This window comes from Micromonospora sp. AMSO31t, assembly GCF_008868175.1.
GTDB lineage: Bacteria > Actinomycetota > Actinomycetes > Mycobacteriales > Micromonosporaceae > Micromonospora.
This window is the reverse complement of sequence record NZ_WBKT01000002.1, coordinates 87,683-108,940: the sequence shown is the minus strand read 5'-3', so window position 1 is coordinate 108,940 and position 21,258 is coordinate 87,683. Positions and strand designations below refer to the sequence as shown.

The following is a 21,258-nucleotide window of genomic DNA, read 5'->3' as shown; positions in this document are numbered from 1 at the left end:
GCAGTCTACGTGCTGATTTCGAGCTGTTTCTTCTGTTGGACGAGCGGCCCGCTCGGTACCAGGGTGGAGGCCGGGTCCCGTGCGTGCGGGATCCGTGACGAGGAGGTCTGTGCCATGCAAAGCCGCCGCATCGGTGACGTTCCTGTGAGCGCGATCGGTCTCGGTGGCATGCCGATGTCGATCGAGGGTCGTCCGGACGAGGAGCGCTCGATCCGTACCATCCACGCCGCCCTGGATGCCGGCATCACCTTGATCGACACCGCCGACGCCTACCACCTGCACGCTGACGAGGTCGGCCACAACGAGTCGCTGATCGCCCGCGCGCTGGCCACCTACGGCGGCGACACATCGAATGTGCTGGTCGCCACCAAGGGTGGGCACCTGCGCCCCGGCGACGGCACATGGACCATCAACGGCTCGCGGGACTACCTCAAGCGGGCCTGTGAGGCGTCTCTCAAGCGCCTCGGCATTGAGGCCATCGGCCTCTACCAGCACCACCGCCCGGATCCGAAGGTCCCGTACGCCGAGTCCCTCGGCGCCGTCCGCGACCTGCTGGACGCCGGCAAGATCCGCATGGCCGGGATCTCCAACGCCAACCCGGAGCAGATCCGCCAGGCCCAGGAGATTCTCGGCGGCCGACTCGTCTCGGTGCAGAACCAGTTCTCGCCGGCCTTCCGGTCCTCCGAGCCCGAGCTGGAGCTCTGCGACCAGCTCGGCATCGCCTTCCTGCCCTGGTCGCCCCTGGGTGGTATCGGCCGCGCCGACCAGCTGGGCGGCCACGCCGCCGCCTTCACCATGATCGCCGAACGGCACGGCGTGAGCCCGCAGCGCGTCTGCCTCGCCTGGCACCTTGCCAAGTCCCCGAGGGTCATTCCAATCCCCGGCGCCAGCCGCCCGGAGACCATCCTCGACTCCGCACAGGCGCCCGAGCTGAACCTCACCACGGAGGACCTGGCCAGCCTCGACTGACAGTCCCGGCCCACCGCGCATGTTCGCGATGGCGACGGGTATCGCCGCCGTCACATTACGCTCACACGAAGGAGTGCCGTGAGTACCAGCTACATCGCCGAGCCAGACCGGTACGGCACCATGGAATACCGTCGGTGTGGCCGCAGCGGCCTGAAGCTGCCCGCCGTGTCGCTCGGTCTGTGGCACAACTTCGGCGGCAACCGGCCTCTCGATACCCAGCGCGCCATCCTCCGCCGCGGCTTCGACCTCGGCATAACCCACTTCGACCTCGCCAACAACTACGGCCCGCCGTACGGCTCGGCCGAAGAGAACTTCGGCCGCATCCTGGCCACCGACTTCCGGCCGTACCGCGACGAGCTGGTCATCTCCACCAAGGCCGGCTACGACATGTGGCCCGGGCCGTACGGCGAGTGGGGCTCGCGCAAGTACCTGACCGCCTCGCTGGACCAGTCGCTCAGGCGGATGCGCCTGGACTACGTCGACATTTACTACTCCCACCGGCTCGATCCCGACACCCCCCTGGAAGAGACCATGGGTGCGTTGGACGCGGCGGTGCGAGCCGGCAAGGCCCTGTACGTCGGCATCTCCTCCTACTCCCCGGCAAGGACCGCCGAGGCCGCGGCAATCCTCCGCGACCTCGGTACGCCGCTGCTGATCCACCAGCCGTCGTACTCGATGTTGAACCGGTGGATCGAGAACGGCCTACTGGACGTGCTGGAGCGCGAAGGCATCGGGTGCATCGGCTTCTCCCCGCTGGCACAGGGGATGCTGACCGACCGCTACCTGAACGGCGTGCCCGAGAACTCGCGGGCCAGCACGCAGAGTTCCCTGTCCCCAGAGTGGCTGACGGAGGAGAACCTCGCCAAGGTGCGGGCGCTGAACGCCATCGCGGCGCGGCGCGGGCAGAGCCTCGCGCAAATGGCGATCGCCTGGACCCTGCACGACCCGCGGATGACCTCGACGGTGCTCGGCGCCAGCAGCGTGGCACAGCTGGAGGCGAACGTGGCGGCACTGGAGAACACCGCGTTCACCGACGACGAGCTGGCCGAGATCGACAAGTACGCGACGGAGTCCGGCATCGATCTGTGGGCCCGGTCGAGCACAGCCTGATCCCTCGCCCTCAGCTGTCTCGAGACCGGACGCACAGCGGCCCGCGGACCTACCACCAGCCGCCTTCGACGCCCTCTACGATCCCAGCCAACCCCGGCTGACCAGCCGGAAACCCAACCCTCGCTGGGTGGAGCGGGGCACTCCGCCGCCGACCGCGCCCCCGCTGGCTTCAACCCAGACGGCATCAAGGCCCGTGACGCCCATGGCCTCGCCCGCGGCGGGGTCCAGCTGTCGCAGGCACTTTCCGCGAAAGCGGGCAGGGGAAGCGTAGAGGGCGCGGGTGCGGGTAGCCCGCGCGTTGGAGGTGGGGACGATGGTCGCGGCGGCAACTCGACGCGCTCCGGAATGCGGCTCCGGAGGATCGACGCTTTTCGCAACGGGGCATGCCCCAACCTCGCCCGTTTCTCGATTCGGCCGTTGCTCGATGCGGGCGGCCGACATCGCCCGTGGTGACGCCGACGGTCGTGCGGGTGGACGGCGCGCAGCGCCTGGATCTCGCCGATCCGGGCGGACGCGGCGGTGGACCGCATCCTCGCGGTGGCGGTGGCGATGGACACGGGCAGGATCAGATCGTCGGCGTCGCCCGCGATGACGGCCAGGTCGGTGAGCCCGGTCACGGCGGAATCGGGGAGAACGCTCACGTCCAGGCCGTTGCGGACCCAGTCCGAGCGTGCTGACGACATGGCATCGCCAACGTATGCGTGCTGCCGAGGCGCTGCGGAGGAGGAACGATGGCAGCAGGGCGTAGGCGCCCACAAGCGGACGAGGCCATTCCGATGGTGCCAGGCGTGGGCCCGGTAGAAAGCGGCCGGATCAGCCACGGCGGCGGATTCTGGCTGGTGACTTACGCGTTCGCGGTGACCATGGCGTTCTCGGGCGCGCCCGCCCCGCTGTACGTGCTCTACCAGCAGCGCGACGGGTTCGGTGCGTTCACGGTGACCCTGATCTTCGCCGCTTACGCGATCGGCGTGGTGGCGAGCCTGTTCCTCGCCGGTCACATATCCGACTGGGTCGGCCGCCGCCGCATCCTGCTCCCAGCGATCCTGATCAACATGCTGGCCGGTGCCATCTTCCTCATTCCCGGCGTCCCGGCACTGCTGGTAGCGCGGTTCGTCTCCGGGATCAGCATCGGCATGCTGACCGCCACGGCCACCGCGCACCTGACCGAGCTGCACCTGACCGCCCGACCCGGCGAGTCCCGCGTCCGTGCCGACCTGGTCGCCACCGCCGCGAACCTCGGCGGCATCGGGATGGGACCACTGATCGCCGGAATCCTGGCCGAGTACGCCCCGCACCCGCTGTCCCTGCCGTACCTGGTCTTCGAGGCGCTCCTCCTGCTAGGCGCGGTGGCGGTCGCCCTGGTCCCGGAGACCGTCGAGCGCCGCTCCATCCGATCTGCGTACCGGCCGCAACGGGTCACGGTGCCGATCGAGGCCCGGCCACGCTACTTCTCCGCCGGCGCGGTCGGGTTAACCGCGTTCGCCGTCTTCGGACTGTTCACCTCGCTGGCCCCGGGCTTCCTGGCCGGCACCCTGCACCAGCGTTCGCACGCGCTGGCCGGTCTGGTGGCGTTCCTCGTGTTCGCCTCCGGCGCGATCGCCCAGATCCTGATCGTCCGGATCCCGCTCGCCCGTCAGCTACGCCTGGGCTTAGGCGCCCTCGCGGCCGGGCTCGCCCTGCTGACCCTCGGAGTGTGGACGGCGAGCATGACGTTGTTCCTCGCCGGCGGGATACTCGCCGGCGCCGGCGCCGGAGCGGCGTTCAAGGGCGCCATCACCACCGTCCTCGGGCTGGCTCCCTCCAAATCTCGCGGTGAGGCCCTCGCCGGCCTGTTCCTGGCCGCCTACATCGGACTGGCCGTGCCGGTGCTCGGCCTAGGCCTGGCCACCCAGTTCCTGCCGACCAGAATCGCGCTGTTGGGCTTCACCGCCGCCCTGCTCGCCGTGCTGATCGTGGGCAGCCGGCGACTGCTGCGCCCCGCCGACAACCGGTAGGCTCTGGCCGTGCTGCTGTGCCGCACCGTCCAGAACACCAATGTCAATCTCGACATCCCGGGCACACTCCTGGTCTCCGCCGGCCTGTTCTGCCTCGTCTACGGTTTCGCCAACGCCGAATCCCACGATTGGGCCTCAATCGCCACCTGGGGTCTGCTTGCCGTCGGCGGCGTGTTGCTGGCCGCCTTCACCTGGTGGCAGACCAGGACCGCACACCCGCTGCTGCCGCTGCGCGTAGTGACCCACCGCAACCGCGCCGCGTCCTTCATCGCCGTACTCATCAGCGGCGCCGGCATGTTCGGCGTCTTCCTCTTCCTGACCTACTACCTGCAGCAGAGCCTGGGCTACACACCTGTCAAGACCGGCCTGGCGTTCATGCCGATGGTCGCCGCACTGATGGTCACCTCGATCGTGGCGACCAACTTCCTGATCCCGCGGGTCGGCCCGAAACCCGTCGTCCCGCTGGGCATGGGCATCGCCGCCGCCGCCCTGGTCTGGATGACCACGCTGGACCTCACCAGCACCTACGCCTCCCACATCCTGCCGCAGCTGGTCGTTCTCGGCGCTGGAATGGGCCTGATCATGTCGGCGGCGATGAGCCTCGCACCGACGGTGTCGCCGCCGAGGACGCCGGCGTCGCCTCGGCCACGGTGAACACGATGCAGCAGATCGGCGGGTCCATCGGCACCGCGCTGCTCACCACCTTCGCCTCAAGCGCCGCCAGCGACTACGTCGCCGGCGAGAACCCCGCCGACCCGGCCACCCTCGCCAACCCGCGCTGGAAAGCTACTCCGCGGCGTACTGGTGGTCCGCCGCGTTCTTCGGCGCCGGCCTGCTCATCAGCGTCCTGCTCTACCGCGCGGCGCACCGGAACCCGACCCGGACGCCGCCCCTACCATCCACAGTAACCGTCCCGGCCCGGACCGTGCTGCGAAGCACGGCCCAGGCCGCGCCGGAACCGCTCCGCCCGGCCCAACATCCGCCCTGGCGGCGGCCCCTGTGGAGTGACTGACCACCAGTGGTGCTGTCAGGGCTGTTTCCGTGGCCAACCAGGGTCCCCAGTGGACCTACGGAGGTTAAAGATCAAGTTAGGCGCCGAACGGACGCTCCGATGGACGGCGGCACGAATGGATTGATTCGCCTCGAACGCCCGCCGTTGGTCGTATCGAGTCCCCGCCGAACCGCAAGCTGGTCAAAATTCGACGGTCGGGTTGGTGAGCCGGCTGGCTGCGATGATCAGGCCTATGTGCGACAGCGCTTGGGGGATGTTCCCCCGGTGTTGACCTGTCACCGGGTCCACCTGCTCGGAAAAGATGCCCAGGTCGTTGGCTTTGGTGCAAATGTTCTCGAAGAGGTTTGCCGCCTGTTGGGTGTCACCAGCGAGAACCAGGCAGCCGACCAGCCAGAACGAACACCACACGAAGCCGGCAGGGTCGCTCGCCGAGCGCCGAACAAGGCCGTCGGTGGTGCAGAGTTCCCGCTCGATGGCCCCGATCGTCGCCCGCATCCGCCCATCGGTGGCAGGCAGGAAGTTCACCAGTGGCATCAACAGCACCGAGGCGTCCAAGTCGTCCGACCCGAAGGCGCCCGTGAAGGCGCCAACCCGCTCGTTCCAGCCCTGCTCCAGCACTGTCCGGTGGATCTCGTCACGGGCAGCGGCCCACCGCCGAGGGTCTGCCCCCTCCCCGAGCCGCGGCGCAAGCCGCACCGCCCGGTCCAGCGCCACCCAGCACCCTACCTTCGACGACGTGTAGTGCCGCTCCTCGTCGCGTCCCTCCCACATGCCGGAGTCGGGCAGGTGCCAGATGTCCACCGTCTGATGAGCGAGGTCCACCAGCATCCGCCGCAGCTCCTCGTCGAACGGCCCCAACCGGTCGCGGAGTCGGTGGGCGGCCTCGAGTAGCTCGCCGGGCACATCGAGTTGTCGCTGCTTCCAGGCTTCGTTCCCGGCGCGTACCGGCCGGCTTCCGGCGTAACCACCTAGATGATCGAGGACGTGCTCGGACAGGTTCCGTTCGCCCTCGACGCCGTACATGATCGGCCCGGGCTCCATTCCGAGTCGGCCAGCCGAGCGGGCAGCCCAGCCGAAGAGGCGGGACGCCTCATCGGAGCAGGTGGCCGCCCAGAGCGCCTCCAGGGTGAAAGAGAAGTCGCGCAGCCAGCCGAACCGGTAGTCGTAGTTGCGGTCGGCGTCGAGCTCCTCGGGCAGTGAGGTGGTCGCGGCGGCCACAATCGCCCCACTGGGCTGATAGATCAGTCCCTGCAGGATCACAGAACTGCGGCGGACGAGGTCGGGATAGCGGCCGTCGTAGCGGTGGCCGTCCTGCAAAACCTGCCACGCTTCGATGGTTTCGGCGATCGCCGCGACCGGATCCAACTCGGCTGCCGGCGGGCCACCGAACGACGCGGCGTACGCCAGGTCGAACCCCACTACCTGGCCGGCAGAGATATCAAAGTCGGCGTGGGCGCGACCGCGTTCGCAGGTCAGCGGTACGCCAGCCCGCAAGGTCAGGGTGACCGGTCCGGCTGCTGCAACCACCCGGTCCGGCTGGCTGTGCAGGTACGGCGTGAGCAGACCGTATTCGGGGCGGGGCGCGAAGTCGGTCGACATACGCACCCGCCCGCTCAGCCCTTCGACTTGGCGCAACAGGACCGCCGGTGACGCGATGCCCAGGTCGTGGCCGCGGGCACCCGGCTCGGCGGCGAGCGCCTCGGTGACCGCGACACTGCCGCCATCGGTCTGGTGCACGGTACGCAGCACCAGACTGTCGCCGACGTACGCGCGGTCAATGTGCCAGCCGTTCCGTTCACCCGCAGGGCGCAGGACCCAATGACCGGCGTCGGCGTCGAGCATCCGGCCGAAGACAGACGGGCTGTCAAACCGCGTCGGGCACCACCAGTCCACCGAGCCGTCCCGGCTGACCAGCGCCGCGGACCGGCGGTCGGACAGGAAGCCGTAGTCGGCGATGGAAGGCTGGTCCACGCCACCCTGCCTACCCACATCCTCGCCGCTCAGGCCGTTTGCCCGTGGCCGATCGGCCCAGTCCCAGCCGCCACACGTTTGCCTGTCGATGACATCGCCGGATGCTTCACCAGGACATCTGGCCAGGCGCTGATCGACGCGGAGGTTCATCGCCGTGACCGGTGTCAACCCCGTGCGACGCGTCGAGAGCCGAGTAACGCAGCGCCCAACAGCCACCGCCCACGGATCCTGCCCACCACCGCCGAAGGCGTGCGCCCGCGCTCCCGAAGCTGCGCGCCGGGCCGATCTTCCCGCAGCCCAGAACGGCGCCGCCGAGTGGATCAGGCGGTGGTCGCGGCGGCCGACCCACGATGCCAGCACCGCATCAGCGATTGCCAGCGACTCAAGCCCCGCGTCGCGTGGCTGGAAACTCACGCTAAGCCTCACATCCAAGGCCGCCGCCAACCGCTCCAACACCGACAGCGTAGGACGGTGCCGCCCGCCTCGAACCGCGCGACCGCCGACTGCGTAATCCCCGACTCCTTAGCAAGTTACGCCTGGCTCCAACCCCGGCATTCACGACGCTCGCGAACCGCACGACCGAGCTCGAACGCCAACCACGCCGCGTCGTACGCCTCCGTCCCCCAAGGCTCGGCCATGCCGCCGAATGCTGCGCGCCGGACTTGTCCTGTTCGGACTCGACTCGCTGGCAGCCGGGCTCACCCGTACCAGCGGGCAACTGATCGCGGCCCGGGGCGGTATGGGCGCTACTCGCCGCCGGCGACGTGACCGCAGGTGAGTCCGCGCTGCACGGCGCGATCGGCGGCGCCGAGCGGCACCGGTTGCCCCACTAGATCCAGCGAGCCACGCGGTAGCCGAAGGACGGTGCCCGGCTGTGGTCGAGGCCGCATCAGCCGCGCTGGGCCGATCCACGGTGCCGACAGCTGACCGCCCGACACAGGGTTGACAACCAGTCACTGGCCTTGCCAACCGCGCTGGCCGATCGTGGTGATCAGCCCCGATGGACACACCACCAGGGCGACGGCTGGCCTTGCTGCTGTACTCGCCGTGTCGGCTCCGCCTGAAACTGACCGCGTGGTTCCGGCTGAATCCGGACCACCTCCTGAAGCATCGGGAGGTGCTGAGCGTGGAGGACTGGGCGGAGATCCGCCGACTGCGGCGGTCGGAGGGCATGGCGATCCAGGCGATCGCACGGCGGTTGAAGATCTCTCGCAACACCGTGAAGAGGGCCCTGGCTAGTGACGAGCCTTCCCCGGTTCCATTGGCGGTCAATCGGTTACACCGGCTGCGCAACCTGGCGATCGACGCCGGCCGAACCTGTCCGGGGTCCGCGGGCTCACCGGGCTAGAAGCGCTGTACGTGGCGTGGTGGCGCGGAGCCGATCTGTCGTTCCTCGGTGACAAGCCCAATCTGCGCCGGCTGCGGCTCGACGGCCGCCCGGCTCGGCTTCAGCTCGACGGCATCGAGGCCTGCACGGCGCTGACGAGCCTGGAGGTGCTCGACTACCGATTCCCAACCCTGGCCCCACTACGCAAGCTGACCCGCATGAAAGCCATGCTCGTCAGCGGCCCTCGCAGGCTGCCCGCCGACAACGACCTCGACCTGCGCGACCTTTCCGCCATGCAGGACCTGCGCAGCCTGCGGCTGATCGCCGCCGGCATGATCCGTTCCCTGCACCCGATCACCGCGCTGCCGAAGCTGCGCGACCTTCGGCTTAACGAGGTGACCATCGGCGACGGCGACCTCAGCCCTCTCTTCCGGCTGCCATCCTGGGCCGAGGTCGTTCCACCAATCCGACTCCTCGACGACCCCGCGCGCTACTCCCACACCATCGCGGAGCTACGCCCTCTCACCCAGCGACGCTGATCGCCGAGTCGAGGCCTTGTTCGCAGCCGTTCAATCGACGAAGCAGCGTGAACGCCGACCCGCACCGCGCTGATCTCACGTCCCCTTCGCCGGGCGCGTGCACGGATCTGCCGCCGACCGCGTGCCGCGGACGGCCTTGAGCGGCCAAGTCTTCGAACCCGCACATGCCCGGGCCCGGTAGACCAGTGTGCTCCTGAACGCGATGACTACGGCAGGCCCGATAACAGCGGCAGTAGCTCATCACCCTGATCATCGGCCCTTGGCGATCGACTTGTGATGGACCGGTGACGGTGACCGGCAGGGTGATCGCCGAATTGCAGGTTGATCAAGGTCTGACCGATGGTCGAATTCGCGAAGAAGACCCAGGATTCGGGGACAAGACCCCAAAGGTTCCTTTTCCTACCAAGGTGAGGACTGCTCACACAACCTCCACGCTCCTCGCTGGGCGCGGCCCGGCGTGACTCGTCAAGCGAGGTGTCGGTGCGCTCCTCATTCGTGCCATCCCGATCCGGCGCGCGACCCCTCGTCGCGGTTTGCGTGATCTTCGCCGCCGCGTCGCTGGTCGCGGTGCCGGCCAGTCTCGACCTCGGCTGGGACGAGGTCGTCTATGTGAGCCAGCACGGCAGCCATGCGCCGCCGGCGTTCATGAGCGCACCGCGTGCCCGGGGCGTGACCCTGCTGGTGTGGCCGGTGGCGTCCTGGCTCGATTCCACTGTCGTACTTCGGCTGTTCCTCACCGTCACGGCGACGGCGTCACTCGGGCTGGCGTTCTGGGTGTGGTCGCGGGTGTCCCGGCGGCCCGGCACCGCCGCGGTCGCCGCCGGGCTGTACGCGAGCCTCTGGACCGCCCTGTTCTACGCGAACTCCGCAATGCCGAACCACTACACCGCGATGGCGGCGGTGGCAGCGGTCGGGTGTTTCCTCCTGGCGGTGGCCGAGCCAGCCCGCCCTGGGGCGTACCTCGGGCTCGTCGCCGCCCTCGCCGTGGCCGCCCTGATGCGTCCGGCCGACGCCTTCTGGCTCGGGCTCCCGCTGCTCGCCGCCACCGTCGCGGTGCCCGCGTTCCGGCGGTGGCGGCTGACCGCGGCAGTGATCGCAGGCCTCGTGCTGGGCGGCGCACCGTGGGCGGTCGAGGCCGAGCTGCGCTACGGCGGGCTCTTGGAGCGCATCCGTCAGGCCGGTCACGTGCAGGGCGGCACGAGGCTACAGTTCTCCCTCGGGCAGGTGATCAGCACCCTGGACGGGCCGATCCTGTGCCGCCCGTGCGACAGCCCCGTGCGGTGGCCGGCGGTGCTGTGGTGGCTGGCGCTGGCGTTGCTGGTGCCACTGGCTGTCCGGGCGGCCCACAGGGCGGGCATGGCACGGACGGCATGGCTGCCACTCGTGGTCGCCGCCGCCATGGCCTTCCCCTACCTGTTCCTGATCGGATACTCCGCACCCCGGTTCCTGCTGCCGACGTACGCCGTCGCTCTGGTTTGCGCCGTACCGGGGCTCGCCGCATTGTTCTCCACGGCCGTCGGTCATTGGCGGCGGGTCGTCGCGGCCGTGGTTGCGCTAAGCTTCGCCGGCCATCTCGCCATCCAGGCCGGCATCCTGCACCACGTCGTGGCGGAGCAGGTCCGCGGCCGCGGCGACTGGGCACGCCTCGTTCAGACCCTGCGGTCGCACGGGGTGCGCCCGCCGTGCATGATTTCGGGCCACGAGGCCATCCCGATCGCCTACTACGCGGGGTGTCGGGCGCTGGAAGACCGGGGATACAACCGCAACGCGAGCACCGCGCAGCTGCGGCAGGTCGCGACGACCGGACGCTTCGCCCTGCTGGTCAAGGACTCCACGCCGCCCGACTGGGCCAAGGACTGGCACCGGATTCCGGTGCGGAACCTCACCACCTCGGGCTGGGAGGTGTACCTGCCGCAGCGCTCAGCGGCAGCACCCAGGTAACGGCTGCGCGGCGGGTGCGGGCCGCGGGTGGCTGCCGCGCCCGGCGCCGCGCTCGTTCGGCATACACGGGACGCCGGCACCCGGCGGATGCGCGACGGCGAGGTGAACCCGGCTTACCACCACCAGGGAGACCCAGCGTCACGGTGGCCGGCCGCCGCCGGGTGTCCCGGGGTTCGTCCGATGGACCCGAGCAACCGGCCGCAGCCGTTCAAACGCCACCTCGGGCGCCGGTGCACTCGCTCCCCCCGCCACCTGCCGCCGACCGGGCGCCGGCCGCCGGGCACGATCATTCACATCGGCTACCTTGAGTGCATCCAGCACCTCCAACAAGGCCCCCGCGCGTCCGCGTGTTGGTTTACCTGGCGGCGCTCGGGGACCGGGTCCGGCCCCGTTGCCGGTGGCTGCCGACTGTTACTGCCATGACGGCGAGGCCGGCGATGGCTGCCGCGGCGAGGATGTCGCCGGGATAGTGCACGCCGACCCACACTCTCGCGGCGCCGACGGTCAGCGCCGCTGTTCCGAGGATGACGCCCCACCGGTGGTTCAGGAAGGCGTAGACGCCGAAGGCCAGCGTGAACGCCGCGGTGGCGTGATCGCTGGGCAGTGACACTCCCGGGTCATGGGGGATCAGTTGGTGGACGTGATGGCTCTGGAACGGCCGAAGTTGGCTGTTCAGGTGCGCCAGGGCGGTAGCCGCGGCGAAGGCGAGGACCAGGGCGACGCCGAGTTCGAGCACCGGGCGTGTTCGGCGGCGGTGCAGCGACACCGCAACCGGGACCGCGGAGGCCGCGAATATCAGGTACACCAGCCAGGTCGCGGCGAACTCCATCACGTCGTCGATGCCGTCGATCCGCCCGGCCGAGGCGTTGATCAGCTCGAACAATCGATAGTTCACGCGTTCATTCTGCCGAGCTGGTAATAAGAAGACGCTGAGAAGGGGTGACCCGTGCAGGGTCGGGCGGCGTAGCAGCCCGTTGGACACCAGCTCGACGGTCACGGTGACTGCGATCGCCTCGACGGTCAGCAGCGCCACCAGGACCAGAAGTTAGGTTGCTCCGGCCTGAAGGGTGAGCCGCCGCCCAGCAGCACGCCGACGGACGCCCCGGGAAGCGCGACCAGGCTCACCGCACGGGTCTGATCCAGAGCGGGCACCAGCGCCTGCCCAGCGCTGGACTGGCAGATTTCGAGCGCGCGTCACGGGCAGGAAGCCGGAAAGTGGAGCGGCTTCCACCGCCTCAAGAAGGACCTGTGGGACGGCCCGCCCGACCCGGCGGTGGCCGACCACCTGCTCGCCGACGTGACCACGGTGCACCGCCAGCTCGCCACCCAGACCCTTACGGCGTTGGATCTGGCGAACGGCGCGAAAACCCTGCTGGACGAGGTGGCGTCGAAAAAGATTACCGGCGAGGAGTACCGCTTCTCGCACACCGACCCGTCGGACCGCGCGGCCACCGTCGACGGCTGCACGGCCATCATTCCAGGCGCTGCGCCCACCATCGACCCGCGCGATCCCGCGCTGGGCGCGCTCATCGGCAAGCGCGCGGCCGCGGTCGACGCCCTCGTCGCGCATCACCGTGACGCCGCTGGCCGGTACATGGACTACCAGCGGTTGACCCCGGCGCAGGTGCGTGAGCTCTCCAATGCGATCAACGGCATGGCCGAGCCGGTCAGCCGGCTTGCCGCCGCGATCGGCCGGCGGTGACCTCCGGCCCGTCACGGCCGAGCGCGACGCGCAGCACCGTCGCCGTACCGAGAACTGTGACCAGCGCGAACAGCCAGGCGCCGACAATATCGCTGGGCCAGTGCACCACGAGCGCGACCCGGCTGACCCCGACACTGAGCGCCCACCCGCCGGCGGCGACTGCCAGCAGGATCCGGCTCCGCCGTAGCCGCAGTAGCGGCCAGCACACGACGACCAGGATCAATGCGGCAGCGGCGGACGCCGTGGTGTGCCCGGACGGAAACGAGTAGCTCGAGGCCGGCGCGAGCCGGTCGACGGGACGAGGCCGGGCGACGATGGCGAGCACGACCAGCCGCAGGCAGACCGTGGCGGTCATCGCCAACGCGGTGAAGACGGCCTGCCGCCACCGGCCGGACACCAGCAGGACCACGCAGCCTAGGGCGGTCAGCGGGCCCAGCACGGCGGTACTGCCGGTTACCGTGACAGCTGCCATGCTGGCCCGCCAGAGCGGATGGGCCACCGCCGCGGCGTACGCCGCCCTGCTGACCCAGGCGTCGAGGCGCGGGACCGGCCCTGCCGGACTGGCCACCAGCAGAGCGAGCAGCAGGAACGCCGCCGCCGGACGGCCGAGGAGCAGAACAGCGGCGCGGGTCCCAGCGGGATAGTGGCGCCATGAGCGCTCAGTCACGACGCCGAGACTAGCTCCTACAGATTGTAGGTTCCTGGCGCCGTCCTGGGGATTGCCTGGGAGGTGTCGGGCTATCCTGGCGGCGGAGGTCGGTGACGGTGACGACGAAGGGCGGGCGGCGGCCGCCGGGCACTCTTGAGGCCGAGGTCATGGGGGTGCTGTGGGCTCATGCCGAGCCGATGACGGCGGCCGAGGTTCAAACCGCGATCGGCGGTGATCTCGCGTACAACACCGTGCAAACGATCATGATCCGGCTGCGCGACAAGGGCCTCGTCGCGCGCCGCCGAGCGGGCCGGGGACACCTGTACTGGCCGGTCGAGGACGGGGCCACGGCAGCCGCCTCGCAGATGCGCGCGGCGCTGGCCGGGCGGCCCGACCGCCAGGCCGTACTTCAGCAGTTCGCGGCCTCCCTGGACGAGTCCGACGCCGTGGCCCTGCGTGACCTTCTGGACGTCGCCCGGCGTGGGCGGCGTTCATGACGGTCACGGTGTACCTGCCCCTCCTGTTGGCTCTGGTGCTGGCCTGGTCGGCTCCTCGGATTGCCGAACGCGGTGGGCCCGGTCCCGCCGCTCGCGGGCTGACCGCGATCGCGGTCGCCGCGGCCGCCTCGTCCACCTGGTCGCTGACGATGCTGGCGCTGACCATGTTGGACGACCTGCCGCCGTTGGCCGCCCTGGACGAGCACCCGACCCTGGAGCTGCCCGAGCCCGTACCGGGGCCGGTCGCGCTCGTCGCGGGACTCGCGCTGCTCCTCGGCGGCATACGGCTGCTGATCGACGTGCGCCGTCGGCTGGGCACCCACCGGCAGTTACGGACGGCCGGCGCGGCGGAGCACGGCCTGGTCGTAGCCGACTGGTCTGCGCCGTTTGCCGTCGCCGTGCCCGGCCGGCGCGGCCGCGAAGGTCACGTGCTCGTCACCACCGGCATGTTGCGGCTGCTCGACGCCGGCGAGCGCCGGGTGGTCTTCGCCCATGAGCACGCCCACCTGGCGCACCGTCACCACCGCCTCGTGGCCGCCACGGCGGCCGCGGCCGCCCTGAACCCGCTGCTCGTGCCGATTCGCGGGACCGTGGCGTATCTGGTCGAGCGGTGGGCCGATGAGGACGCCGCCGCGGCCGTGGGCGACCGCGACCTGACCGCTCGGGCGGTGGCCCGGGCCGCTCTGGCCACGGTCGGGTCCGGTTCGGCCGCCGCGCTCGGGATCAACGGCGGCACGGCGGTGCACCGGGTGCGGGCACTCACCGAGCCCGCTCCCACACCGCGTCGACGGCGTCTGGTTGTCCCGGCCCTGCTCGGCGCGGGCTTTCTCACGACAGTCACCGTGGCGACCTTCGAGTTCGTGGCCCTCGCATGCGCCTGGCTCTGATCTGAGTGGGTCGCAGTCACCGCGGTCAGACGTCGGCGTTTCCACCCACCTACGGCGGCACCAGTCGGACGCCAGGACATCTCAGTCTCGTGCAGGGCTGCTCGCGCCCAGGTGCGCGTCAGCCTCGCTCAACCGGGACGCGACGACTGCGGCGGCGTGCGCGCAGCAACTCGATGCCGATCGGGACCACTGAGACGACCACGATGCCGATCAGGATGAACTCGATGTTGTTCTTGACGAACGTCACCTGGCCCAGGAAGTAGCCGAGGATGGTGACCCCGCAGCCCCACAGGGTGCCTCCGAGGACGTTGTAGACCAGGAATGTGCGGTAGTGCATCTGGCTGGCGCCGGCCACGATCGGTGTGAGCGTCCGCACGATCGGCACGAAACGGGCCAGCACGATCGAGCGGGCGCCGTACCTCCGGAAGAAGTCCTGGGCCCTGGTCAGGTTCTCCTGCTTGAACAGTCGGGAGTCGGGTCGCCGGAACAGCGCGGGGCCGAGGCGTCGGCCGAAGAGGTAGCCGAACTGGTCGCCCGCGACCGCCGCGATCGACACCAGCAGGCACATCAGCCACAGCGGCTGGTGCAGATAGGTGCCGTCGGCCACGAGCAGCCCGGCGGTGAACAGCAGCGAGTCCCCGGGCAGGAAGAAGCCGATCAGCAGGCCGGACTCGGCGAAGACGATGGCCAGGATGCCGATCAGTCCGAAGGTGGAGATGAGCCACCCCGGGTCCAGGAACGACGGGCCCAGCGCAAGGGTGTTCGGTGCGGAGAGCATCTGCACGACCTTCTCCTCGACGGCACGCCGTTAAACCTACACGCCGTAGGTGTTAGGGGTGGGAAGCGGCAGCCGGACCCGCAGCGCGGCGCCGTCGGCCAGCGGGTCCACGGTCAAGCTGCCGCCGTGCGCGACGACGATGTCACGGGCGATCGGCAGCCCCAACCCTGCACCGCCACCCTGCCGGGACCGGCTGTCGTCGAGCCGCACGAACCGGTCGAAGACGCGTTGCCGGTCAGCGGCGGCGATGGCGGGCCCATCGTTGCCGACGACCATCTCGGCGTGGATGTCGCTGGCGGCGAGGCTGACGACGACGGCGCGGCCGGCGTGCCGCACGGCGTTGTCGACCAGGTTGCGTAGCGCCCGGTGCAACTGGTCGGGGTCCCCCACCACTCGCACCGGCTCGACGCCGCCCTCGATGTGCAGGCTGGGATGCTCGGCGGCGACCCGTTCCCGCTCGGCGTAGACCAGATCGTCGAGGTCCACCTCGTCGCGGCGCAGCCGCACGGCCTGGTCGTCGGCACGGGCGAGCAGTAGCAGATCGTCGACGAGCCGCGCCATCCGGGCGCTTTCGGCGTGAATGCGGCGCACCGAACGAGCCGGAGTCTCGGCCAGCCCCGCCGCGTCGAGCAGGTCGACGTTGGCGTGGATCGTCGCCAACGGGCTGCGCAACTCGTGGCTGGCGTCAGCGACGAACCGGCGCTGCGCCGCCGAGGCGGCCTCGATCCGATCCAGCATCGTGTTCATGGTCGCCGCGAGCGCCGCGATCTCGTCGTCTGCCACCGGCACGGGCAGCCGGGCGTGCAGGTTGCGCGCGGTGATCGTGGCCGCCTGCCGCCGCATCGCCTCGACCGGGTGCAGGGTACGGCCGACGAAAAGGAACGTCGCGACGCCCACCACGACCGCGAGCAAGGGCAGTCCGACCAACAGCGCCGCAATGATCGCCTCGGTACCGTCGTCGACCGCGTCCAGGGACCCCGCCACCAGCACGATCCGCGGACCCGCCGGGGTGCTCACCCCGGTCGCCGCGATCCGAAACGGCGAGTCCTGCTCGATCTCGAGCCGTCGAGTCTCCCACTCACGCTGTCCCACCGCCGGCCGCAATGCGGACATCGGCGACACGGTGGACACCGAGTTCGACGCCGCGACGATCTCACTGGCCGGATTCAGCACCTGCACGACGGACCGTTGCGGCGCGGACGGTCGCAGCGCCTCCGTGAGCGCTGAGGAGTCACCCCCGGCCAGCGCTGCCGTCACCTGCGTGGCCCGGTCGTTCACGGACGTGGTCACGTTGTCGAGCAGGATGCCGCGGGCGGTGACCAGCAACACGCCGCCCGCGAGCACAGACGCGACGGCAACGACGAGGCCGGCCGCGAGCGCGGAGCGCAGCCGGACACCCAGCCTCAGCCTCAGCCGTCGCAAGAGATCGGGTGCTCGCATGGCCGCCACACTAACCGTGACCGCCTGAGTACCCGCTGAAGGCGCCGCTCAGAACTCTTTCAGCAGAATCAGGCAATCTAGACCGGGAACTGGGAGGTTGCGGATGCGGGTGCTCGTCGTCGAGGACGAGGTGAGGCTGGCGGAGACGATCCGCGACGGACTCGCCCCGCAGGGGTTCACCGTCGACCTCGCGCACGACGGGGCCGAGGGCCTGTGGACCGCCACCGAGACGCCGCACGGCGCGTACGACGCCATCGTGCTGGACATCATGCTGCCCCGCCTCAGCGGCTACGAGGTGTGCCGGCGGCTGCGCCGAGACGGCATCTGGACACCGGTACTGATGCTGACCGCCAAGGACGGCGAGTACGACCAGGCCGACGGCCTTGACCTCGGCGCGGACGACTACCTGATCAAGCCGTTCTCATTCGTCGTCCTGACCGCCCGCCTACGCGCCCTGATCCGCCGCGGCGCTCCCGAACGCCCCGCCGTGTTGACCGCGGGCGACCTGAGCCTCGACCCGGCCGAACGCCGCGTCGCCCGCGGTGACACTCCGATCGCGCTGACCCCCCGCGAGTTCGCGCTGCTGGAGTTCATGCTGCGCCACCGCGGCCACGTCGTCACCAAGACCGCGATCATCGAAAACGTCTGGGACGCCCACTTCAACGGCGACCCGAACATCGTCGAGGTGTACATCGGCTACCTGCGCAAGAAGATCGATCACCCGTTCGGCCGGGCGGCGATCGAGACCGTCCGGGGGATGGGCTACCGCCTGGCCGCCGACGGCGGCCGGTAAATCAACACCTGCCCGATCCACTGAGCCGTGGAAGGCAGCCCGATCCAACAGCGGATCCGTCGGACCTGGCAGGTCGGCGACCGCTTGGCCGCGTGACGCACGCGGCGGTCGGCGCTTTGGTCGAGGGCGCGTGGATCGGCGCGAGCAGTCGATCCGCATCCTGAGATCCGCTGCACTACCTCCCGAGCGGTCTTCAGCGATCTCTTAGGACGGCGCTGTCAGCCTTCCGCCATGACCGACACCGCGCGTCCTGACGTTGACCGTGCCTTGCGGCGCTTCCTGAGCAAAGTGCCGGAGGTCACCGTCTTCTTCTGGATCATCAAGATCCTGGCGACCACCGTCGGCGAAACCTTCGGCGACTTCCTGAACGTCACTCTCGGGCTCGGCCTGACGCTGACCACCGTGGTGATGAGCGTCCTGCTCGCGATCGTCCTCGTCCTGCAGTCCCGCACCGCCCGCTACGTGCCCACGCTGTACTGGCTCGTCGTGGTGCTGATCAGCATCGTGGGCACACTCATCACCGACAACCTCGTCGACAACGTCGGCGTGCCACTCGAGGTCACCACCGTCGTCTTCGCCGTGCTGCTGGCCGCCACCTTCGCCGTCTGGTACGCGACCGAGAAGACCCTCTCGATCCACACGATCGACACCCCGCGCCGGGAGGCCTTCTACTGGCTCGCCATTCTGTTCACCTTCGCGCTGGGCACCGCCGCGGGAGACCTCGCCGCGGAGGCGCTGGGGCTCGGGTACGCCGTCGCCGCGGCCATCTTCACCGCCCTGATCGCCGCCGTCTGGGTCGCGCACCGGTTCATCGGGCTCGGCGCCGTCGTCGCGTTCTGGACCGCCTACGTTCTGACCCGGCCACTGGGTGCGTCGCTGGGCGACCTGCTCGCCCGACCCGGCGACGAGGGCGGCCTCGGCCTTGGCACCGTCGTCACCAGCCTCGTCTTCCTCCTCACGATCGTGGCCGCCGTCACGTACCTCAGCGCCTCCAAGCGCGACCAGCCAGCACTGGACGCGCAGGCGGAGTGGGTTCGGACCCGGTCGTGGTGACCCGGCCGGTCGTCGTCATCTCGGCCAGCATCGGCGCCGGACACGACGGCGCAGCACGCGAGCTCTCCCGCCGGCTGACCAGGCTGGGGTTCCCGGTGATACGGCACGACTTTCTCGACCTGCTCCCGCCCGGCCTCGGCAGCGCGCTGCGCAATACGTACGCCCGGCAACTGCGCACCGCGCCGGCGACGTGGGGGTGGTTGTTGCGTGCCGTGGGAGGTCCCCGGATGTCGGCCGCGGCCGCCGCGCTCTCGGCCGGTGCGGCCGCCACGCGGATGCTGGCCGCGATCGATCCGGCCGCGGCCGCGGTCGTCTCGACCTATCCGCTGGCCACTCAGGTCCTCGGGCAACTGCGCCGCAGCGGCCGAATCACCGCACCCGCGGCGGCGGTGATGACCGACCCATCCGTGCATCCTCTGTGCGTGGCGCAGGGCATCGACCTTCACCTGGCACCGGGGACCCCGACGGCCACCCAGGTACGCCGGTTCGGGTTCCCAGCGGTGGCGGTCTCCGCGATCGTCGATCCGGCGTTCCGGCCCGCCCGCGGCAGTGCCGAGCAGGCCGCGGCCCGCCGCCTGCTCGGGCTGCCGGCCGACGAGCGGCTCGCGGCGGTCGTCGCCGGCTCCTGGGGCGTGGGTGATGTCGAGTCGACCGTGCGGGACATCGCCGCCGGCGGCATCGCCGTCCCGGTAGTGGTGTGCGGACGCAACGACGTCCTGCGCCGCCGGCTCGGCGTATCGGGCGAGGCGATCGCGCTGGGCTGGGTCGACACCATGCCGGAGCTGCTGCGCGCCGCTGACATGGTCGTCCACAACGCCGGTGGGCTGTCAAGCGTGGAGGCGATGGCCAGCGGCGTACCGCTGATCAGCTACCGCTGCCTGCCCGGGCACGGCGCCGCCAACGCCGCCGTGCTCGCGGCGGCGAACCTGTCGCCCTGGCCGCGCACCCCGCGCGAACTCTCCGCGCAGCTGCGCCTGGCCCTGGACGGCAGCGCGATCATCCGGCAGCGGGCGGCGCTGACCGCCGCGACGGTGAGCGTCGATGCGGCCGAGGTGATCGCCGGACTCGCCCGGGTGGTCGGGCCGGCCGCCGCCGGGAGCAGGACGCCATGAGCGTTCCCGGCGCGACCGCCCAGGTGCTCGCAGCGGCCGCCACAGGACTGGCAGTTGCCCACGGCACGCCTGCCCTGGCCGCCATCGGACCGCTGCGTCGGCGCCTCCTGCCCGCCACCGCGGGCATCGGCCACCCCGCACACGTAGCCCTCACCTTCGACGACGGCCCGCATCCGGAGGCAACCCCGGAACTTCTGCGGCTGCTCGACAGTGCCGGGATACGGGCGACGTTCTTCCTGGTCGGCGAGATGGCCCAACAGCATCCGTCGATCGCCCGGGCCATCGCCGCAGCCGGACACGAGATCGGTGTGCACGGGTACGAGCACCGTCTCCTGCTTACGCGCCGCCCCGCCGAAACCCGCGCCGACCTGACCCGCGCCACGTCGGTCATCTCTGAACTGACCGGAGCGACACCGCGTTGGTGGCGCCCGCCCTACGGCGTCGCCAGCACCGCCGGGCTCTTAGCAGCCCGGCGTCTCGGCCTCACCCCCGTGCTGTGGAGCTGCTGGGGCCGCGACTGGACGTCGCGAGCAACTCCCGACTCGATCTTCCGCGCGGTGCGGCGTGGGCTCACGGGCGGCGCCACGATCCTGCTACACGACAGCGACCACTATGCCGCCCAGCGGTCCTGGAAGGCAACGCTCGGGGCGCTACCCAAGATCCTGACCACCTGCCGAGCACGCGGCCTCAACGTCGGCCCGCTCGGCGAGCACGAGATCATCCACACAGCTCTTCAGCTTCCCTTCCATCCTCCGAGATGAGGCTGAGCGGCAACGGTCAGAACAGGAAGCATCGCGATGCGAATATCCTCGGTGCACAACCGGCCACGGCCGACCCGCCGTGTCCGCCTCAGCGGAGACCAACGCGCCCGCGAACGTCCTCGCAATCGCCTGCAACCCCCCGGCCACGGGCCCTCGCGAACGCCTGATCGAGCAAGAAGGCCTCGACCGCCTCCAGAGAATGCTCAACCGGCTGGCTCGCACCTCTCTCGCCTGGCCGCCTGTGATCCGTTCTGCCAACGTCTCCAGCGTGGCCCGGTGATCGGTTCAGCCTGCTGCCAGGTCAAGCATCCAGCCACCATAAACCCGCTCCTTCGCGAGTCAACGACCGCAACGGCCCGCCGTGAGGGGCACGAGGACGAGGACGGCAACGCCAAGTGCGCTCGGCCATGCCGCCGAATGCTGCGCGCCGGGCTCGTCCTGTTCGGACTCGACTCGTTTCCGAGGGGCAGGGTCGATGTGATCGCGGCCGAACATCGCGCCCCCCACTCACGGGTGGATCTGGGAAGTCTCCGCCCTCGTAGTGCTGGCGATCGCGACGCTCGAAGCGTTTCGGAAAGTCCTCTAGTGGCGGCATCACGCGCTAATCCTGTCGACTCGGAAGGCTTCCGCTCTTGTGCGCTGGTAGCTGGCCGTGGGCGCCTCGTCGTTTGCGGTAGTTGTGGCCAGTTACGCCAGCACTCGCAGCTTCTCGGCGCTGTCGCT

At 70.1% G+C, this 21,258-nt stretch carries 19 protein-coding genes and 1 pseudogene; 14 read left to right on the top strand and 6 right to left on the bottom strand.

What is annotated here, in order from left to right:
- Window positions 1–9: 9 nt before the first annotated feature.
- The 4 genes from F8274_RS00995 to F8274_RS31610 all read left to right on the top strand — a co-directional run bounded on the left by F8274_RS00995 (window position 10) and on the right by F8274_RS31610 (window position 4,727).
- Window positions 10–969 (top strand): aldo/keto reductase, encoded by a 960-nt coding sequence (locus tag F8274_RS00995; RefSeq protein ID WP_225853517.1) that lies wholly within the window; start codon window positions 10–12, stop codon window positions 967–969.
- A gap of 78 nt (window positions 970–1,047) precedes the next feature.
- Entirely contained in the window at window positions 1,048–2,079 is a 1,032-nt protein-coding gene (gene mgrA / locus F8274_RS00990; protein ID WP_225853516.1) for an L-glyceraldehyde 3-phosphate reductase, read from the top strand.
- A gap of 788 nt (window positions 2,080–2,867) precedes the next feature.
- A complete protein-coding gene (locus F8274_RS31615) occupies window positions 2,868–4,073 on the top strand; it encodes an MFS transporter (RefSeq protein ID WP_225853515.1) in 1,206 nt (401 codons plus the stop codon).
- 9 nt (window positions 4,074–4,082) lie between these two features.
- Window positions 4,083–4,727: an MFS transporter gene (locus tag F8274_RS31610; RefSeq protein ID WP_225853514.1), complete on the top strand. Its 645-nt coding sequence runs from the start codon at window positions 4,083–4,085 to the stop codon at window positions 4,725–4,727.
- Window positions 4,728–5,265: 538 nt separating this feature from the next.
- Here F8274_RS31610 and F8274_RS00975 read toward each other — a convergent pair.
- Window positions 5,266–7,056, bottom strand: a complete 1,791-nt coding sequence (locus F8274_RS00975; protein WP_151460359.1) for a glycoside hydrolase family 15 protein — start codon at window positions 7,054–7,056, stop codon at window positions 5,266–5,268.
- A gap of 1,117 nt (window positions 7,057–8,173) precedes the next feature.
- Here F8274_RS00975 and F8274_RS00960 point away from each other — a divergent pair.
- From F8274_RS00960 to F8274_RS00950, 3 genes and pseudogenes are all read left to right on the top strand, one after another.
- Window positions 8,174–8,305: pseudogene (locus F8274_RS00960) on the top strand (helix-turn-helix domain-containing protein); the annotation flags it as partial.
- Window positions 8,306–8,415: 110 nt separating this feature from the next.
- Entirely contained in the window at window positions 8,416–8,922 is a 507-nt protein-coding gene (locus F8274_RS00955; protein ID WP_151460341.1) for a hypothetical protein, read from the top strand.
- 537 nt (window positions 8,923–9,459) lie between these two features.
- A complete protein-coding gene (locus F8274_RS00950; RefSeq protein ID WP_151460340.1) occupies window positions 9,460–10,863 on the top strand; it encodes a hypothetical protein in 1,404 nt (467 codons plus the stop codon).
- Between the two features lie 355 nt (window positions 10,864–11,218).
- Here the strand turns inward: F8274_RS00950 and F8274_RS31605 are convergent, their stop codons facing one another.
- Together F8274_RS31605 and F8274_RS31065 are read right to left on the bottom strand one after the other, a co-directional pair.
- A complete protein-coding gene (locus F8274_RS31605) occupies window positions 11,219–11,896 on the bottom strand; it encodes a phosphatase PAP2 family protein (protein ID WP_151460339.1) in 678 nt (225 codons plus the stop codon).
- A complete protein-coding gene (locus F8274_RS31065) occupies window positions 11,884–12,015 on the bottom strand; it encodes an ABC transporter permease (RefSeq protein ID WP_255474538.1) in 132 nt (43 codons plus the stop codon). Before F8274_RS31065 ends, F8274_RS31605 begins: the two co-directional genes overlap by 13 nt.
- A gap of 16 nt (window positions 12,016–12,031) precedes the next feature.
- Between F8274_RS31065 and F8274_RS00940 the strand changes: the two genes are divergently transcribed.
- Window positions 12,032–12,565 (top strand): EfeM/EfeO family lipoprotein, encoded by a 534-nt coding sequence (locus F8274_RS00940; RefSeq protein ID WP_151460338.1) that lies wholly within the window; start codon window positions 12,032–12,034, stop codon window positions 12,563–12,565.
- Here F8274_RS00940 and F8274_RS00935 read toward each other — a convergent pair.
- The gene (locus F8274_RS00935) at window positions 12,531–13,232 is read right to left on the bottom strand and encodes a phosphatase PAP2 family protein (protein ID WP_151460337.1); all 702 of its coding nucleotides are present in this window, start codon (window positions 13,230–13,232) and stop codon (window positions 12,531–12,533) included. The two genes, F8274_RS00940 and F8274_RS00935, sit on opposite strands and share 35 nt — an antisense overlap.
- Before the next feature lie 92 nt (window positions 13,233–13,324).
- Here F8274_RS00935 and F8274_RS00930 point away from each other — a divergent pair, with 92 nt between their 5' ends.
- Entirely contained in the window at window positions 13,325–13,711 is a 387-nt protein-coding gene (locus F8274_RS00930; RefSeq protein ID WP_225853513.1) for a BlaI/MecI/CopY family transcriptional regulator, read from the top strand.
- Window positions 13,708–14,598, top strand: a complete 891-nt coding sequence (locus F8274_RS00925) for a M48 family metalloprotease (RefSeq protein ID WP_151460336.1) — start codon at window positions 13,708–13,710, stop codon at window positions 14,596–14,598. Before F8274_RS00930 ends, F8274_RS00925 begins: the two co-directional genes overlap by 4 nt.
- Before the next feature lie 118 nt (window positions 14,599–14,716).
- On the opposite strand, the gene F8274_RS00920 is transcribed toward F8274_RS00925, so the two are convergent.
- Window positions 14,717–15,376: a DedA family protein gene (locus F8274_RS00920; protein ID WP_151460335.1), complete on the bottom strand. Its 660-nt coding sequence runs from the start codon at window positions 15,374–15,376 to the stop codon at window positions 14,717–14,719.
- Between the two features lie 36 nt (window positions 15,377–15,412).
- Window positions 15,413–16,816 (bottom strand): cell wall metabolism sensor histidine kinase WalK, encoded by a 1,404-nt coding sequence (locus F8274_RS00915; protein ID WP_151460334.1) that lies wholly within the window; start codon window positions 16,814–16,816, stop codon window positions 15,413–15,415.
- A 103-nt stretch (window positions 16,817–16,919) separates the two neighbouring features.
- Here F8274_RS00915 and F8274_RS00910 point away from each other — a divergent pair, with 103 nt between their 5' ends.
- The 4 genes from F8274_RS00910 to F8274_RS00895 all read left to right on the top strand — a co-directional run bounded on the left by F8274_RS00910 (window position 16,920) and on the right by F8274_RS00895 (window position 20,535).
- The gene (locus F8274_RS00910; protein ID WP_151460333.1) at window positions 16,920–17,609 is read left to right on the top strand and encodes a response regulator transcription factor; all 690 of its coding nucleotides are present in this window, start codon (window positions 16,920–16,922) and stop codon (window positions 17,607–17,609) included.
- A 288-nt stretch (window positions 17,610–17,897) separates the two neighbouring features.
- Complete coding sequence (locus tag F8274_RS00905; protein WP_225853512.1) at window positions 17,898–18,662, top strand: hypothetical protein; 765 nt, start codon at window positions 17,898–17,900, stop codon at window positions 18,660–18,662.
- Between the two features lie 275 nt (window positions 18,663–18,937).
- Window positions 18,938–19,774, top strand: a complete 837-nt coding sequence (locus tag F8274_RS00900) for a glycosyltransferase (RefSeq protein ID WP_370518184.1) — start codon at window positions 18,938–18,940, stop codon at window positions 19,772–19,774.
- Window positions 19,771–20,535 (top strand): polysaccharide deacetylase family protein, encoded by a 765-nt coding sequence (locus F8274_RS00895; protein WP_151460331.1) that lies wholly within the window; start codon window positions 19,771–19,773, stop codon window positions 20,533–20,535. The genes F8274_RS00900 and F8274_RS00895 overlap by 4 nt, the downstream gene beginning before the upstream one ends.
- The last annotated feature ends 723 nt before the right edge of the window (window positions 20,536–21,258 follow it).